This window comes from Terriglobus aquaticus (assembly GCF_025685415.1).
Taxonomy (GTDB): Bacteria; Acidobacteriota; Terriglobia; order Terriglobales; family Acidobacteriaceae; genus Terriglobus; species Terriglobus aquaticus.
Window position 1 is genome coordinate 2,616,932 of the sequence record NZ_JAGSYB010000001.1, and the last position, 16,006, is coordinate 2,632,937.

The following is a 16,006-nucleotide window of genomic DNA, read 5'->3' on the forward strand; positions in this document are numbered from 1 at the left end:
GCTTCCTGGATTGCTTTATGAGAATCGCGGCAGACTTACTTCGCTGCCGGCTTTGGAGGTGCTGAGGACTTGCTGCCGTACTTGGATTGCATCTCTTGTGCGAACTCCATGGCTGCCTGCATGATCTGCGGCTGTACGGTCTGCATCAGCGACTGCGTAACCGCCTGCGATCGCTCAACGATCTCCGGCTGCTTGGCGACCATCTCCGCACCGACCGGCGACTTGTAAAACGCGATCAGCCCATCGATCTCGCTCTCGGAATACACGGAAGCATAGATGTCGGTGAACTGCGGCTCCAGCTTCTCCCAGGTTGCGGCCTGCGCAACGATGCCATGCACCTTGACGATGAATGCATCCAGATCCGCCTGCTGCTCAGCCGTCAGTGTTCCTGCAGGCATCAGCTTGCGAAGCAATTGCGGCATTTGCTTCTCCTGCGCTGCAAACATGATCCTCATGGTCTGGTCGATGTGAGCCAGTTGGAACATTTCGTGCAGCTTGGCGCGTTTGCTGGCCTCGTCGGCGTGCGTCGCCATGGGCAGTGCCGCTGCGAGCAACAGACCCGCGATCCACTGTGCTCCTCGGTTCATCGCTACTTCTCCTTCAACGGCGTACGTGCAAAGTAATACAGCGCGCCCGCCAGCAGTGCAAACATGACCACCGCAACGGGGTCGTGGTAGAGCGGATTCGTTTCGCTGAAGCGGGGCAGGTGCCAGTTGCCGCCACGATTTTCGCTCACGCTTTCCAGCAGTTTGGTCGCGACGCCAAGCAGACCGACCAGGCCGCCGGCAGCAATCAGGCCGCTGGCAAACAGCGAGCCGGGCGAGATCTCGTCGTTGTCCAGATCCGTAAGAGGCTCGTTGCCGGTCACCTCGGCCTGCATCTCGTCGTTCGTCAGCAGAGCTAATTTCGCGGCGTCGCGAGCACGGGCTTTCGCAATGGCGCGGTCCGCCAGCCAGCGCACCAGGCCGCCCACAAAGATCGCCAGCGTCGTTGCGATGCTGAGATAGGCGCCCACGGCGAAGGTCAGCGAGCGAATGCCCAGCAGCTCCACCGCGATCACCAGCGCTACCCCCAGCAGTACCAGGCTCCACGGCAGCTTGCGGCTCAGGATGCCGTTGATCACGGTGGCCATCAGCCGGCCCTGGGGCGCGGCGGCCTTCTCACTGCCGATGCCCTGGATCCACTGGATCTCCAACGCGCCGGTTGCAGGATCCATCAGGTACTTGCCATCTTCCAGCGTCGGCGATCCGATTGCGTTTACCAGGTGGAAGCGTGTGGCATCGTTCACTTCGCCCGCCTCCTGCGACGCGGTTCCCGACTTCTGCGCCAGCCGGATGTGCGGGCGCGGGAACGTGCCCATGTCATGCACGCCTTCGGGCAGCGCAGACGGGTTCAGTTGCACAGCGTGAGCCATGGGCCGGAACTCCTCGAGCCCCGTGTTCATCAGCTTGAGCGTGACACCGATGGAGAACACGCTAACGATCACGCCGATCATGATGGCGAGCTGCGTCTTCCACGGCGTTGCTCCGATCAGGTAGCCGGTCTTCAGGTCCTGCGCGCAATCACCGGCGTTACTCGCCGCAATGCAGACCACGCCGCCGATGGTGATTGCCAGCGCACCAAATGCCGGTGCGGTCCAGCCTTTGACGAGAAAAATTGCAGCCGTGGCCATGAGGGTGGCGATGGTCATGCCGCTAACCGGGCTCGCACTGGACCCAACGATGCCGACGATGCGCGCAGAGACCGTAACGAAGAGGAAGCCGAAAACCACGATCAGCAACGCCGCCGCAAGATTGGCCAGGATGCCGACCTGCGCTCCCGGCACCGGCTTGAACTGCAGGAAGGCAGCCATGATCAGCACCAGCAGAGCGCTGCCGCCGAACACGACGGAGTTCGGCAGGTCGTGCGCAGTGCGCGGCAGCTTGCCGAGCCAGCCACTCCGTTCGTCTGCAGACGATACTGCGGCGGCACGTCCGCCCGGCTCACCCGGCAAGCCGTCGCGCCCCAGCAGGTCCGCCGCAATCGGCTGCGCGGGAGCGGACACGGTGGAAGCGACGGCTTCTTCTGTGTTCGCCGCTGCCTTTTTGCCCACCGATCCGCGCAACGCGCCCACGATCGTCGGCAGGGTGCGCAGGAGCGTCAGCAGGCCCGCTGCGGCAACGGCACCCGCACCCATGGGGCGGATGTACGTGCGCCACAGGTCGCTCGGCCCCATGTCGCGAATGGGCACCGTGCCGGGGTAGAGCGGCCCGGGGAGGTGCGATCCGAAGAAGTAAATCGCCGGCATGAGCACCAGCCAGCTAAACACGCCGCCCGCCAGCAGAACGCCCGCCACGCGCAGACCGATGATGTACCCGACGCCCAGGTATTCGCTGGTTGCGTCCGCGCGGATCGCGCCGCCTTTCAGCAGGTGCTGCTCGCCGAGGTTCGGTTCGTAGTTGGGCGTGCTCGGCCACAGGCCAAATAAGTTCTCGTTCTGGAAGAGCGTGTACAGCGAGCCCAGTCCCAGGCCCAGAAAGACACGCGAGGCGAAGGAACCGCCACGCTCCCCGGCGATCAGCACGTCGGCGCAGGCCGTGCCCTCGGGGTACAGCAGCGTTCCGTGCTCCTCCACGATCAACTGCCTGCGCAGCGGGATCATGAACAGGACGCCCAGCCATCCACCAAACAACGCCAGAGCGAAGATGCGCGCGTACTCCAGATCGAAGCCAAGAAAGATGAGCGCGGGCAGGGTGAAGATGACGCCGCTGGCAATCGACTGGCCCGCATTGCCCGTGGTTTGGACGATATTGTTTTCCAGGATCGAGGGCTTGCCCAACACGCGCAGGATCGAGATGGACAAGACGCTGATGGGGATGGATGCCGCGACCGTGAGTCCCGCCTTGAGCCCCACGTATACCGTGACCGCGCCGAACAGTACACCAAAGAGCGCGCCGATCAGGATCGCGCGAAAGGTCATTTCTGGCCGCGACTCGGACGCCGGAACAAAGGGGCGGAAGGTCGCGCTTTTCGGTGAAGGGACAGCAGTGGTGGCCATGGCAGACTCCTGAACACACGCATACGGCACGCAAGGTTGCGTGCCGTTGGTCTAAGTTCAGCGAGTGTACCAGCGTGCCCGAGAACGATGGGGATGCGGCGAGCTCGGAATTATATGTGCCGCGCCGACGCACTCAAACCCAGCGACTACACGCTTCTAGGAGCCTCGCCGCCTACGGCTGCTGTGGCGGAGACGGTCCGTCCATGCGGCCGTGTGACCCAAACGGCCCTCGCATATGCTGCCGCATGCCACTGGGGCGCTCCTGCTGCAACTTGGTCCACTGCGCCTGCGTGAGCACGCCACGGACCTGCAGCAGCATGCGTGCGGTTGCCTTTTCCAGGTCGGCACGCATGTCGGCAATCTTGCTGATCTCGGCCATCACGCGCGCCTGATCGAGAGGGTTGCCGTTCAGCATGGGCTCCAGCACCGCTTCTTCGCTGTCCAGCGCGGCATGCATGCGCGTCAGCGTGTCTCTATTTTGCAGAAAGGTGTCGTCCATGCGCTTCTGCTGATCCGGCGTCAGTTCCAGCCGCTGCACCAGGTCCTGATCCTTCCACCAGATGCCCGGCGGCAGAATGCGGGCTCCCAGGCGCATGCCGAAACCCCCACCGAAGGGGCGACCCGGCCCTTGACCGCCAGGCTGATTAGGCGGACCAGAAGGCATCTGAGCCGTTAGGCCGCATACTGCAAAGCTCACGGCAAGCACCGGCGCCCAGAGCCTCTGACGAGCACGAACTGTCATTGCCGCACCACGTTCTGGCTAGCGCGAGAATCGTGCACCTCGCTCGCCTGTAGCGGCTCCATGGCCGCGGGCACACCGGTGGAAAGGTCGCTCTGGATCTGATCCAGAAGTGCCTCGTCCGTCACAGTCGACGCAGGCTGCACGCGAACACTACGACCATCCGCAGCGGCGGTCGAGGTGCCCTGAGGCGACGGGCTGTGATGCGCCAGCCGAACTCCCCCGACCGTTAGGGCGGCAGCCGCTACGCCTGCGGCGGCCCAGGCCAGCCAGCCCCTGCCGGTTGCCGCTCGCGGCCCTACCGTGGACGCAGAAGTCATCCCTGCACGGCTCCACGCGCGGTCCGCGTAGACGGTCGCGGCTTCGCGCAAATCGTCCAGGTCCTGGCGCATCTCGGCTTCCAGTTGCAGCAGGTCCAAGTCATCCATCTCGCTCCACCGATCGCTCATGCGCTCTCCCTCATCCCGCTTCGCACGCGCTCCAGCGCGCGGTACAAATGTGTCTTCACCGTGGCCAGCGGCAGACCAGTGGCCGCCGCGATCTCCGGCAGCTCCATCTCGTCGATATGGCGCATCAGAAAGATGCTGCGCTGCCGCTCGCTCAGCTTTTCCACGTGCCGCCAGACCGCGGCAACGCGCTCCCGTGCCAACAGGATGCGTTCGGCACCACGCTCGCCGCTCGGCAATACCTCGGCCAGGCTGGCGGCATCCACTGACTCCCCCTGCGCACGCTTCCAGAACTTATACTTGCCGCCGCGAACGTGGTCGCGCAACAGATTGATGGCGATGCGCATGAGCCATGTGCTCGGAGCGCACTCGCCCCGGAAACTCGCTTCGCTGCGCCAAGCCTTCACGAACGTGTCCTGCACCAGCGACCGGGCAGCGTCTTCGTCCCGCAGATTCAGCAGGAAGAACCGAAACAGTCGCGGCTGACACTGCGCCATCAGAGCTTCGATGGACCCGAGCCCTGCCGCCCGCTCGCCAACTGCCGCGGCGGTGCGCGGCGGCGCCATACCACTTTGCTCTTCCCTTACTTTGGTCTCCGGAATCAGCCCCTCACTTCCGGCCCGCAATGCGTGCTCCACCATTCGCGTCTCTCAACTGTACCGACGCAGCCTGCCGCTCGAGGTTTACAGCCAGCGACACGGCCCGAGTCTTTTCCGGACAGGCCGCGTCCATACCATCGGAAACGCGCCTCAGAAAGCCGCCAGGATACCTGCCATGAAAGCAACTCGCCAGTTCGCTCTTGCCGCCGTCGTCCTACTGCTCGCCATGCCCCGGTCTCGCGCGCAGGACGCTTCCGCCACCCAGGACGGCACACAACGCCAGGGGCAGAGCGGCTATGGCGGCCAACGTGGGCAGGGTCGCAACGGCATGGGGCGCCCCGTTCGCGGCACCGTGACGGCGGCCAGCGGCAATAATGTGACCCTGAAGACAGAACAGGGCGAGACCTGGACCGTGGTAACGACGGACAACACCCGCATCAACATCGACCGGCAACCAGTGAAAGCCTCGGACGTGAAGCCCGGCGATGAAGTGATGGCTATGGGCATCGCGGATCCCGACAAGCACGAGATTCACGCAATGATGCTGGGCGGCATCTCCGCCGCGCAGGTGGCGAAGCTGAAAGCCGACATGGGCAAGACCTACATCGTCGGCAGGATCACCGCGATCAATGACACCAAGCTCACGATCGAACGCCCCGATCACGTTTCGCAGACGATTGCCCTGGACGAAACCACCTCGCTGAAGCGTGGCGGCCGGCTGCCGGCCGAGCTGATGGCCGGCGGCGGCATGTTTGGCGGAGGGGGCGGCCGGCGCGGTGGACGTGACGGCGCGCCCGGCGGCAATGGCGCTCCCCCGGCGAACCTGAATAACGAGACCACCGGCGGAATGCCGCCCGGCATGGAGGGTGAGTCGATCACCCTGGCTGACGTAAAGGTGGGTGACAACATCGCTGGCACCGGAGCACTGAAGAGCGGGACGTTTGTTCCTTCGGATCTGCATGTGCTGGTGCAGCGGCCGCGCGGACCGCGACCGGACGGCGGTGCGGCGCCTGGCTCAACCTCGGCAGCATCCCCGCGCCCCTGATTCGCTTCGAAGTGACCGCTCACGACGGCGAGGCTGGATCCCACATCACTCGCCGCGTGCTGCTTCGCCTGACTCGCACGCTTGACAGAGGCCCGACTCCGACAGGGTCTCCTGTACGAAACACAAGCAAGCACCCCTGCGTCTATGCAGGTAACAACGCCTCTGCTGTGATCCGAGGACTTTCTTTGCGCCAACGCTCTTCCCTGCCGGTGCTGCTTGCACTCGCCGCCGTGACCGGTGCACCGCTTTGCGCGCAGGACAGCAAAGCGCCGCCGCAGGAACCGGCCCAGGCCGCCACCCCAGCCACCTCATCGGAGCCGCCAGCACAGCAGGGCGGCATCATCACCGGCACGGTGACCGCCGCAACAGCGGCAGCCGCGAATGGGAAGAGCCAGCCCGGCACGCCGCTGCCCGGCGTCACCGTCACAGCAACGCAGTCGCTGACGGGCAAGAAGTACGCCGCCGCCACCGATGTGAACGGCACCTTTCGCCTGCTGATTCCGCGCAACGGCCGGTATGTTCTCCGGACTGAATTCGCGGGATTCGCCCCGCTCACCTCCGAAGTTCTGCTGAACGACAGCAGCCATACGGGTACCTCAAACTTCACGCTGCAACTGGCCTCGCGCGTGGCGGCGCGCGCCTCGCAAGCCGGCGGCGCAAACGCCGAAGCGGCGGCAGGCTTCGGTTCGGCGCTAGGCCTAAGCGGAGCACAGACGCAAGCACTACAACGCGGTCTGCAGTCATTGCGGGGTGCCGGGACGGACGCCCAGGCCTCCTCCGACGCGGGCGGCAACTCCGGGCCCTCGCTCAATACGCTTGCCGGATTGGACTCGAGCGGTGCCGACTCCGTCGCCGTGACCGGTCAGTCCGGGCAGACCAACGGCATGGCCGGCTTTAACGAGGACGAGGTTCGCAACCGCATCGAGGGCGCCATCGCGGAGGCCCGCCGCAACGGCGGCCAGCAGGCAGACATCGCCAACGCCGTGGTCGGCCTGGTCGGCAGCATGATGGGCGGACCGGGTGGATTCGGCGGGCCGGGTGGCGGACGCGGGGGTCCGGGCGGTGGTGGAGGTCCCTTTCGCGTCGGCGGTGGTGGTGGCGGACGCGGCGGGTTCCGCAACTTCAATCCGACCCAGGTGCACGGAAACCTGTTCTACCAGGGCGGCAACGGTGCGCTGGACGCAACGCAGTTTTCGCTCACGGGCACGCCCATTCAACCGGCGTATTCGACAAACCGTTTCGGCCTGAACCTGACGGGGTCGCCCTACATCCCGGGCCTGATCAAGCCTTCGACCAAGCAGTTCGGCTTCCTCAACATCACCGGCCAGCGAAACGAAACGCCGACCAACATTGCGGGTACGGTTCCGACGGACGCCGTGCGCACGGGCGATTTCTCCGGCTTCACGCGCACCGTCTCCGGCGTGTCGATGCCCGTGGTGATCTTCGATCCCGTTACAGGTGCTCCATTTGGCTGCGCGTCCGCTGCGATCTACGCCGCAAACCCGGCGTGCGCAACGAACGTGATCCCGGCGAACCGCATCAGCCCACAGGCTCTGGCTCTGCTGAATTTATATCCGCACGCCAACCAGGCCAATCCCGCCAGCAACAACACGGGCGAGGTGTACAACTACCAGCGCGTGACCACGGCCGGGCAGAACCAGTTGCAGATCTCCGCGCGATTCGTGCGCAACTTCGGTAACGCACCCACAGGCCGTGGCGGTTTTGGAGGCATGTTCGGCGGCGGAGGTGGACGGCAGCAGCCAGGACAGAAGCCCAGCCTGCGCCAGAACATCAATACCAATTTCAGCTACTCGCATTCCGGCAACGACATCCGCGCGTTTGCCCCTTCGCTGGACGGCAAGAGCTTCTCCGATGGCATGAACGCGGGTGTCGGCTACTCCATCGGTTATGGCCGGTTCAACTCGAATGCCTCCATCAACTTCAACCGCGCGCACGCCACCACGCAGAACCTGTTTACCGGCGGTGCGGTCGATCCCGGCTCGGGGCTCAACATCCCCAAGCCAACGCCGCTTGCGCCTGGCTTCTACAACGGCGTTCCGACAATCGGTCTCAGCAACTTCAACTCGCTGTCTGACACGCTGCCGCAGGACCGCGTCCAGCAGACCTTCAGCTTCGGCGACCAGGTGCGGTGGAATCACAAGAAGCACAACCTGAACATCGGCTTTGACGCGCGGCGCGTGCAGAACAACATCATCGGCAGCACGAACGTGCTCGGATCGTTCACCTTCTCCGGCGTTTACACGCAGGATCCGTCGCTTACAGGTGCGGGTGGGGGCAGTACGGGGACTGGCAACAGCACCGGGACGGCGAGCGGATCGTCGTTCGCAGACTTCCTGCTGGGAGCGCCGCAGCAGACCTCGATCCAGGCTGGCCTGAACAAGACTCACCTGCGCGAAACCGTGGTGAACGCCTACGGCTTCGACGACTTCCGCGCCTTGCCTAACCTGACGCTGAACCTTGGTCTGCGTTACGAGTACTTCAGCCCGTACTACGAAACGAACAATCAGTTGGTGAACCTGGATCACAGCCCCGACTTCAGCGTGGTCACACCCGTGCAGCCGGACGGCACCGGCCCCTACAGCGGCAAGTTTCCGCGTTCGCTGGTCAACCCGGATCGGACGATGTTTTCGCCGCGGCTGGGCCTGGCGTGGCGGCCCAAGGGCAACAGCAACTTTGCGAAGAACACGGTGATTCGCGCCGGGTACGGCATTAACTACAACACCACCGCGTTCGGCTCGTTCGCGAACTCGCTGTCCTACCAGACGCCGTTCGCCATCACGCAGACCAACATCGCCTCCGTGCAGAACAGCAACGACTCAGGTTGCGGCACGTTCACCACGCCCGGCACGGTGAACCGCTCCAACTTCACGCTGACCAACGGTTTCAACTGCACCAGCAAGGCCGTCACGAACAACTTCGCGATCAACCGCGACTACCGGCTCGGCCGCGTGCAGGTGTTCAACTTTGGCATCCAGCACACGTTCGGCTTCGGCATCCTCCTGAACGTGGATTACAACGGATCGCTGGGCAGCAACCTGGACATTGTCAGCGCGCCCGGAGCCACGGCCCAGGGCTTGGCGCTGCAGAACGCCCAGGGCTTCACCTTTGAGAACTCCGTGGCCGACTCGCGGTCCAACGGTCTGTTTGTCAGCGCGCGCAAGCGCATGTCACGCGGCATCTCGTTGCAAGCTACGTACACCTACAGCCACGGCATCGATAACGCCTCAACATTATCGGGCGGTGGCGGAACCGTCGCGCAGAACTTTCAGAGGCTCGATCTGGAGTACGGCAACTCCAGCTTCGACGTGCGCCACCGTGCCACCGGCAACTGGGTGCTCGAGCTGCCGTTTGGCGAGAACCGCGCCTTCCTGAACAAGGGCGGATGGCTCTCCTACGCGTTGAACGGCTTCAACCTTTCCGGCAATTTCACCTTTGCAACCGGCGGCTATGCCACGCCGCAATACCAGAACACGGCCGCGCAGTTGGTCACCGGCGGCAACTACACCCTGCGGCCCGACCGTGTGTTCTCGCAGCCGATCAGCGGCGCGGGCAGCCTTCGCAACTGGTTCAACCCCCATGCATTTACCGACCCCGCCAACGTGTTCGGCACCAGTTCCCGCAACTCCATCCAGTTGCCCGGCACCGTCAGCACGGACACGTCACTCTCGCGCGACTTCGCTTTCGGCGATCTGAAGAACCTTGAGTTCCGCGCCACCGCCACCAACGTCTTCAACACGGTGCAGTACTCGGGCGTGAACACCGTGCTGAACAGCGCAACCTTTGGCCAGGTGAGCAGCGTAGCCCAGGCGCGGCGCCTCAGCTTCCAGGCTCGCTACCGCTTCTAAAGGAGGACACGATCATGCACAACAAACTGTTCTCCTCACGCAGCGCGACTGCGGCCACCTTGCTGGGCATCCTGCTTTCTGTTCCGCAGATGCACGCGCAACAGGACCAGCCCACGCCGGTTCTGCGCGTCAACAGCAACATCGTCCTCACCAACGTTGTGGTCCGTGACAAGAAGACGGGCGCGCCCGTTCGCAACCTGAAGGCCTCTGACTTCACCATCACGGAGAATGGCAAGCCGCAGCAGATCGTCTCCTTTGACTTTCAAACGGTGGACGAAGCGGCGCGGCTGAATGAGGCTACCGTTTCTGGCAGTACGCCGACCATCGCGCAGATGCTCGATCGTTCGCTCGGCTCGGATACGGCACAGCTTCGCGATCATCGGCTCATCGTTCTCTTCTTTGACACGGCGAGCATGCAGCCGGACGACATTGACCGGGCTGTGGACGCAGCGAACGACTACATCAATAAGAGGATGGCGCCCGCCGATCTGGTCGCGGTGGCTTCGCTCGGCACCACACTCTCGCTCGATCACGATTTCACCGCCGACAAGCAGGCGTTGCTTGCCACGGTAGGCAAGTTCAATGGGTCCACCGATTCGGCGGGCCTGGCGGCAGGATCGACCGCGACCAGCACAGAGAACACCAGTGACGACTCGAATGCCTTTCAGGCGGACGACACCGAGTACAACAACCTGAACACCGACCGCGAACTGTACGCCATTCAAACGATTGCAAAATCGTTAGAACGTGTGGACCAGCGCAAGAGCATGCTCTACTTCTCAGGCGGACTGTCGCGCAACGGTGTCGAAAACCAGGCCAGCATCCGCTCCGCCACCAACGCCGCGGCGCGCGCAAACATGGCTATCTACACGGTCGATTCGCGTGGTCTGCAGGCCCTGCCGCCGCTTGGTGACGCGTCGCAGGCGTCCACGCGCGGCAACAGCCCGTTCAGCGGCGCGACGATGCAGTCCAGGCTGGACGCCAACGCCGGATCGCAGGAGCTGCTCGCCACGCTGGCCAGCGACACCGGCGGCAAGTTCTTCGGCGACAGCAACGATTTCGCGCCCGCCTTCCAGCAGATCCAGCACGACACCGAGGCGTACTACATCCTGGGCTTCCGCTCCACCGACCACGCGCGCGACGGTCGCTTTCGCAAGCTGCAGATCAAGCTGAACCGCACCGATGCGAAGCTGGAGTACCGGCCGGGCTACTATGCTCCCGCCGACTTCCAGCACCAGAAGACAGAAGATCGCGAGGCTGCCCTGAACGAGCAGCTTCGCAGCGATTCACCCGCCGTTGACGTGCCGTTGTACCTGGAAGCGTTCTTCTTCCGCGAGCAGCCGAACCTGTACACGGTCCCCATGTCGCTGATCGTCCCGGGCTCTGCTATTCCGTTCACGCGCACCAAGGATCAGGACAAAGCGACAATCGACATTGCCGGGGAAGTAAAGAACGCGCAGGGCATCGCCGTCGGCAATGCTCGTGAAACGGTGAAGCTTTCGGTAGACGGCAATGCCGGTGCCGCCCGCCGCAACATCCAGTACGGCACCAGCTTTCGCCTGGCACCCGGCCACTACCACGTGAAGTTTGTGGTTCGCGAAAACGAGACCGGAAACATGGGCTCGTTTGAGACAGACATTCTTGTCCCCGATCAACGCAAGAGCACGATCAAGCTGTCCTCGGTTGTTCTCAGTTCGCAGCGCACACCGGCTGCGCCGGCGGATGCGGGACGACATCGTGGCACACAAAGCACACCAGCGAATCCGCTGGTGCAGAACAACGAACAGTTCCTGCCCAATGTTCCGCACGTGTTCCGGCAGGACGCACACGTCTACCTGCTGTACGAGCTGTACGACCCCGCCAAGCTCTCCAAGGAAGCACAGCAGCAGCTTGCCACCGAGGCCGCTGCGCAGACTAGCGGATTGAGGGCGCGACCGGGGGCGGGCGGCGTTCACGTGCTCACCTCCGTCGAGTTCCTGCAGAACGGAGCCAAAGTGCTGGAAACACCGCTGGTGAGCACCGATGTGCTGAACGAGCCGGAGCGCGGCGCGGTGGGCTTCACCTTCGACGTGCCACTCACCGGACTCAAGCCGGGCGACTACATCTGCCAGGTCAACGTGATCGACGACGTTGGGGGAGCTTTCACATTTCCGCGGCTTGCGATGCGCATCCTCCCGGCCACGCCTCCGGCTGCACCTGCGGCCCAACCGGCGGCGTCGGCCAGCGGCAGCTAAGTATGCGCTGTCGGTGTGGTGCGGTTCTCCGTAAGCGCTAACGCAGATCAAGACTGCTCGCCGCTGCGAAATCGGTCTAGTCTGTAGGCGGAGAACACTCGATGCGCCGTTTGCTGCCTTCGCTTTCGCTCCTGCTCAGTCTCTCGCTCGTGGCTCAAAGCCCGGCACCGACAAGCTCCCCTTCGGCACAACAGCCCGCCACAACGGGCGCGCCGCAGACATCCGCTCCGTCCACCAATCAGGGCGACCAGTCACCCGTCGCGACCATCCGGTCGAGTTCCCGCTTGGTGATTCTGGACACCGTTGTGCTCGACGGCAAGGGCAACATCGTTCCGGGCCTGAAGAAGGAGGACTTCCACGTTACGGAAGAAGACACTCCGCAGACGATCCTGAACTTTGTCGCGCCCGGCACGTTTACACCGCCCGCGGATGCGGCGATCAACTCCACCGCGGACCTGGATCGAGTGGCACCAAGAGCGCCGGTCAACATCATCCTGCTCGACGAATTCAACACTCTCTTCCAGGACATGGCGTTTGCACGCTATTCGCTGAAGAAGTACCTGGAGCGGCAGCCGGGCAAGCTGGACGAGCCGACCATGCTGATCGCGGTCTCGCTGCAGAAATTTGATGTGCTGCAGGACTACACGCAGGACAAAGGCGCAATCCTGAACGCGCTGGATCACCACTTCGCCGCGTATCCCTGGCAGGCGCACAACTTTGGGTGGCTGGCCGAACGCTACTCGCAGGCATTCCTCTCGCTACAACGTGTCGCGCAGGCCACGGAGGGTCATCCCGGCCACAAGAATATGATCTGGATCGGCCGCGGGTTTCCGAACCTGAACCTGCAGAACGTTGCCTTGGATCAGCGGCAGCGCGTGGAAAACGTGGTGCAGCAGACGGTGAACCTTCTGCGCGATGCTCGCGTGACGCTGTACACGATCGATCCCGCCGGCGTGCAGATTGACCCAAACGCTTACGGCAGGGACGCCGCGCTTTGGGACCCGTTCGGCGGCAGCTATGAGTTCAACAAGCTGGCGCGCGCCACCGGTGGCCGCACCTTTTACGGCCGCAACGATGTAGACGCCGAGATCGGCACCAGCATCCGCGACGGGGCAAGCTTCTACACGCTTACGTACCGTCCCACCGGCGCGGCCGACAATCCAAACAAGTTCCGCCGGATCAAGGTCACCTTCGACAATCCGGACTATCACGCGGTAACCCGCGAAGGTTATTACCCGCAGCGCGGGCCGGCCCGGTATAACCCGCAGGGAACGAATAACCGGCTCTTCACCGAGTTGGCTGCGGCGAACAGCAGCAACATGGCCTATGACGGTGTGCCGATCACGTTGCACCCGGATCCGAACGACCCCGACAAGTTCACGATCCACGTGGATTCACGCGGCCTGAACTGGACGCTGGCGACCGATACCGAGCCGCGCCGCTGCGAGGTGATCCTGCTTGCGACGACCTTCGACAAGAAAGGCAAGCCGGTCGGTGATCCCATCGCGAAAAACATCAAGGTCGCCGCGCCTTCCGATGTGGCGCCAACGGGCCGACTGGAGCGCGCCATCGACTTCAACGTAACGCTGAAGCACAACCCCCAGGCCGTTCGCGCCCGGTTTGTGGTCCGCGTAGCCTCCACGGGCCGCATCGGTACTGCGGATTATGCACTCAACCCGAATCAGCAGGCGGTGGCGAAACCGGCACCCGCCGCTACAGCGACGACACCTCCGGCGTCCACCACACAGCCGTAGCAGAGGGGCGCCGCTAGGTGTCGGTCCTAAAGCTGGTGCGAGTCAGCCCTTCATGATGGAAGCGCATGGGCGTGATGCATATTCCGCCCATGACCCGTCGTACAGCCGCACCTGCTTTGCACCGCAAAGTTCAAGAGCCAATGCAAGGACCGCGGCGGTTACGCCGGAGCCGCAGGTGGTCATCACCGGCCGCTCCACGTGAACGCCGTGCGCTGCGAAGACTGCCGCCATGTCAGGCAGGGGCTTCAGACGTCCGTCGGCGACCAGTTCGGTGTATGGAACACTGAGCGCTCCCGGCATGTGCCCGCTTTGCAGGCCCGCGCGAGGCTCCGGCGCAGATCCTGCAAATCGTCCTGCGCTGCGCGCATCGACCACCTGCTCTCCCCGTTCCAGAGCCAGCATCAGGTCCGGCAGGCCGGCAACCTGGCTCTTGTCGAGCACGGCATGGAACTGCTGCGGCGCGTGCTCGACCTCGCCCTGCTCCAAAGGCAGACCCGCTGCCTCCCAAGCGGCCAGTCCGCCCTGCAGCACGCGGACATCGGCCGCACCCATGACGCGCAACATCCACCAGGCCCGGGGCGCGCTGAAGACGCCCGCCTGTTCGTACACCACCAGCGTCTTGCCACCCTGATCAGGACCCGCAGAGGCAACGCCGAGCGCGCCCATGTCCGTTGCGAAGCGATCGGCCGGAGGAAGCATGTGGGGCAGCGTGGTGTCGCGGTCGCTCAGCGCGTCGATGTCGAAGAAAACCGCGCCGGGCAAATGCTTCTCTAGGTAGCGGGCCCGCGTGTCCACCTTGGGAACCACGCCAACCGGAGGCAGCGTCGCATCCAGCAACAAAACTTCGCCCGCATCCAACCGCTCGGCGACCCACGGCACATCCACCAGCACGTCCATACGGAATACCTTAGCCGACATCCGTGGACTGCGCGCTGGCTCGTTACGGTCGCCTTTGCCGAACTATTCCGGCCGAAGGGCGGCCGGCGTAAAGGCGGTGCGGAGCAACGTGGGAGATTGCGTGAGATAGACGGTCAGGATCTTCGGATACTGTTCTTCGACAAGCAGGAGCGTACGGAAGTCGAAGCTCTGGATGTCGCAGCGGGATTCCATGTGTTCGCGCTGAATGGTGCCGGCGAGGGCATCGACGAAGGCCTGTGGCTCGCGGGTGTGGTTCTGAATCAGTTCGAGCGGAACGCCAGGTTCCTGCATGCGCTTCACCTCGGGCGGCAGGTCATTGGGAAAAAGCTTGGTCTCGATGTTGAAGTGAACGGTTCGGGCGTTGGCGGCTCGCTCGGCTGCGTGCGGTGTGTTTCTGCCGGGGCCGTTCGTGTAGTAGTCGGCGTAGAAGGCGACGAATCGAAACAATTCGGCGGCGTAGGTGGGAGCGTAGGGATGCGGGCGGTGCTCGTGCTCGCTGAAGGCGACCGCGACCGGTGAGAGCGCCAGGTCGTTGCGCTGGTCGGGGAAGGCGCTCGCATGCAGCTTGTCGCAGATGAGCGTGTGCTGTGCTTCCTGCGTGCTGACGTCTTTGAGGTAGATCCGGTTGTCCAGCGTGTAGGGCTTACCGTCGGCGCGGCGGCAGCTTTGCGGGTTGTAGAACTGGTCGTGCGAGATCAGCGAAACTCCGTCGGTGGAGACGCCGGTGTCCGTCTCGAGTTCCGTGGCAAGCTGATCGAGGCCACTTTCAAAACTGGGCAGCGTGTTCTCAGGCCGCAGGCCCCGGCCGCCGCGGTGAGCACTGACGATGAAAGTCTTCCAGCGTGGGTCGTTCGGGGTTGCGGCGCGTTCCTCGGCAACCACACGTTGCAGCAGATCGGGGCGATCGCTGATGAGCCCGTCGACGCCGGTGCGGATGACGGCCCGCATCTGCTCGGGGTCATTGGTGGTCCAGGGAACGATGCGAACACCCCTACGGTGCAACGCGTCGACGGGCACCGTTTCTGCCGTCAGGTGGCGCTGCGCCTCCAGTGCATTCGGCGTGAAGGCAGCGGGCGCGACGGTGCGGTCAAGCGGTGACAGCACGGGCGTGAGCGCGCCGTGTTGCTGTGCATGCGCCGCGGCCTTTTGCATAAGCGTGAGGAACGGATTCGGCTTGGTCACGGTGTCGGCCGGCATACTCGAGGCGGATGCGGGCGCGGCACTGCCGGGTTGTTGTGCGACCAGAGGCAGCAGGACGCCGAAAACGAACCCGAGCAGAAAGAGAGCGCGCTTCATGGCTGGAGTATGAACGCCGAAAGAGAGGATGCGCCATGAAGATCTGGTGAAGGTACCCGCCGGTGTACGGCG

11 protein-coding genes are annotated in these 16,006 nt (G+C 63.9%); 4 read left to right on the top strand and 7 right to left on the bottom strand.

Features of this window, described 5'->3' with window-relative positions:
• Nucleotides 1-35: 35 nt before the first annotated feature.
• The 5 genes from OHL12_RS10920 to OHL12_RS10940 all read right to left on the bottom strand — a co-directional run bounded on the left by OHL12_RS10920 (nucleotide 36) and on the right by OHL12_RS10940 (nucleotide 4,788).
• Nucleotides 36-587, bottom strand: coding sequence for a DUF2059 domain-containing protein (locus OHL12_RS10920; protein WP_263413841.1), 552 nt, complete (start codon nucleotides 585-587; stop codon nucleotides 36-38).
• Nucleotides 588-589: 2 nt separating this feature from the next.
• Complete coding sequence (locus tag OHL12_RS10925) at nucleotides 590-3,037, bottom strand: OPT family oligopeptide transporter (RefSeq protein WP_263413842.1); 2,448 nt, start codon at nucleotides 3,035-3,037, stop codon at nucleotides 590-592.
• A gap of 172 nt (nucleotides 3,038-3,209) precedes the next feature.
• Entirely contained in the window at nucleotides 3,210-3,779 is a 570-nt protein-coding gene (locus tag OHL12_RS10930; RefSeq protein WP_263413843.1) for a Spy/CpxP family protein refolding chaperone, read from the bottom strand.
• Nucleotides 3,776-4,225: a hypothetical protein gene (locus OHL12_RS10935; protein ID WP_263413844.1), complete on the bottom strand. Its 450-nt coding sequence runs from the start codon at nucleotides 4,223-4,225 to the stop codon at nucleotides 3,776-3,778. Before OHL12_RS10935 ends, OHL12_RS10930 begins: the two co-directional genes overlap by 4 nt.
• Entirely contained in the window at nucleotides 4,222-4,788 is a 567-nt protein-coding gene (locus tag OHL12_RS10940) for an RNA polymerase sigma factor (RefSeq protein ID WP_263413845.1), read from the bottom strand. The genes OHL12_RS10935 and OHL12_RS10940 overlap by 4 nt, the downstream gene beginning before the upstream one ends.
• Before the next feature lie 208 nt (nucleotides 4,789-4,996).
• Here OHL12_RS10940 and OHL12_RS10945 point away from each other — a divergent pair, with 208 nt between their 5' ends.
• From OHL12_RS10945 to OHL12_RS10960, 4 genes are all read left to right on the top strand, one after another.
• The gene (locus OHL12_RS10945; protein WP_263413846.1) at nucleotides 4,997-5,866 is read left to right on the top strand and encodes a DUF5666 domain-containing protein; all 870 of its coding nucleotides are present in this window, start codon (nucleotides 4,997-4,999) and stop codon (nucleotides 5,864-5,866) included.
• Nucleotides 5,867-6,051: 185 nt separating this feature from the next.
• A complete protein-coding gene (locus OHL12_RS10950) occupies nucleotides 6,052-9,732 on the top strand; it encodes a TonB-dependent receptor (protein WP_263413847.1) in 3,681 nt (1,226 codons plus the stop codon).
• A gap of 14 nt (nucleotides 9,733-9,746) precedes the next feature.
• Nucleotides 9,747-11,966 carry a VWA domain-containing protein gene (locus OHL12_RS10955; RefSeq protein ID WP_263413848.1) on the top strand — a complete coding sequence of 740 codons (2,220 nt, stop codon included), beginning with the start codon at nucleotides 9,747-9,749 and terminating at the stop codon, nucleotides 11,964-11,966.
• A gap of 101 nt (nucleotides 11,967-12,067) precedes the next feature.
• Nucleotides 12,068-13,720 (top strand): VWA domain-containing protein, encoded by a 1,653-nt coding sequence (locus tag OHL12_RS10960; RefSeq protein WP_263413849.1) that lies wholly within the window; start codon nucleotides 12,068-12,070, stop codon nucleotides 13,718-13,720.
• 42 nt (nucleotides 13,721-13,762) lie between these two features.
• On the opposite strand, the gene sseA is transcribed toward OHL12_RS10960, so the two are convergent.
• Nucleotides 13,763-14,617: a 3-mercaptopyruvate sulfurtransferase gene (gene sseA / locus OHL12_RS10965; protein WP_263413850.1), complete on the bottom strand. Its 855-nt coding sequence runs from the start codon at nucleotides 14,615-14,617 to the stop codon at nucleotides 13,763-13,765.
• A 63-nt stretch (nucleotides 14,618-14,680) separates the two neighbouring features.
• Nucleotides 14,681-15,934 carry a glycerophosphodiester phosphodiesterase family protein gene (locus OHL12_RS10970; protein ID WP_263413851.1) on the bottom strand — a complete coding sequence of 418 codons (1,254 nt, stop codon included), beginning with the start codon at nucleotides 15,932-15,934 and terminating at the stop codon, nucleotides 14,681-14,683.
• Between the last annotated feature and the right edge of the window lie 72 nt (nucleotides 15,935-16,006).

Excerpts from the sequence above, each read along its gene's own strand:
- OHL12_RS10920 (WP_263413841.1), bottom strand. The coding sequence starts at position 587 with ATGAACCGAGGAGCACAGTGGATCGCGGGTCTGTTGCTCGCAGCGGCA.
- OHL12_RS10925 (WP_263413842.1), bottom strand. The coding sequence starts at position 3,037 with ATGGCCACCACTGCTGTCCCTTCACCGAAAAGCGCGACCTTCCGCCCC.
- OHL12_RS10930 (WP_263413843.1), bottom strand. The coding sequence starts at position 3,779 with ATGACAGTTCGTGCTCGTCAGAGGCTCTGGGCGCCGGTGCTTGCCGTG.
- OHL12_RS10935 (WP_263413844.1), bottom strand. The coding sequence starts at position 4,225 with ATGAGCGATCGGTGGAGCGAGATGGATGACTTGGACCTGCTGCAACTG.
- OHL12_RS10940 (WP_263413845.1), bottom strand. The coding sequence starts at position 4,788 with ATGGCGCCGCCGCGCACCGCCGCGGCAGTTGGCGAGCGGGCGGCAGGG.
- OHL12_RS10945 (WP_263413846.1), top strand. The coding sequence starts at position 4,997 with ATGAAAGCAACTCGCCAGTTCGCTCTTGCCGCCGTCGTCCTACTGCTC.
- OHL12_RS10955 (WP_263413848.1), top strand. The coding sequence starts at position 9,747 with ATGCACAACAAACTGTTCTCCTCACGCAGCGCGACTGCGGCCACCTTG.
- OHL12_RS10960 (WP_263413849.1), top strand. The coding sequence starts at position 12,068 with ATGCGCCGTTTGCTGCCTTCGCTTTCGCTCCTGCTCAGTCTCTCGCTC.
- sseA (WP_263413850.1), bottom strand. The coding sequence starts at position 14,617 with ATGGACGTGCTGGTGGATGTGCCGTGGGTCGCCGAGCGGTTGGATGCG.
- OHL12_RS10970 (WP_263413851.1), bottom strand. The coding sequence starts at position 15,934 with ATGAAGCGCGCTCTCTTTCTGCTCGGGTTCGTTTTCGGCGTCCTGCTG.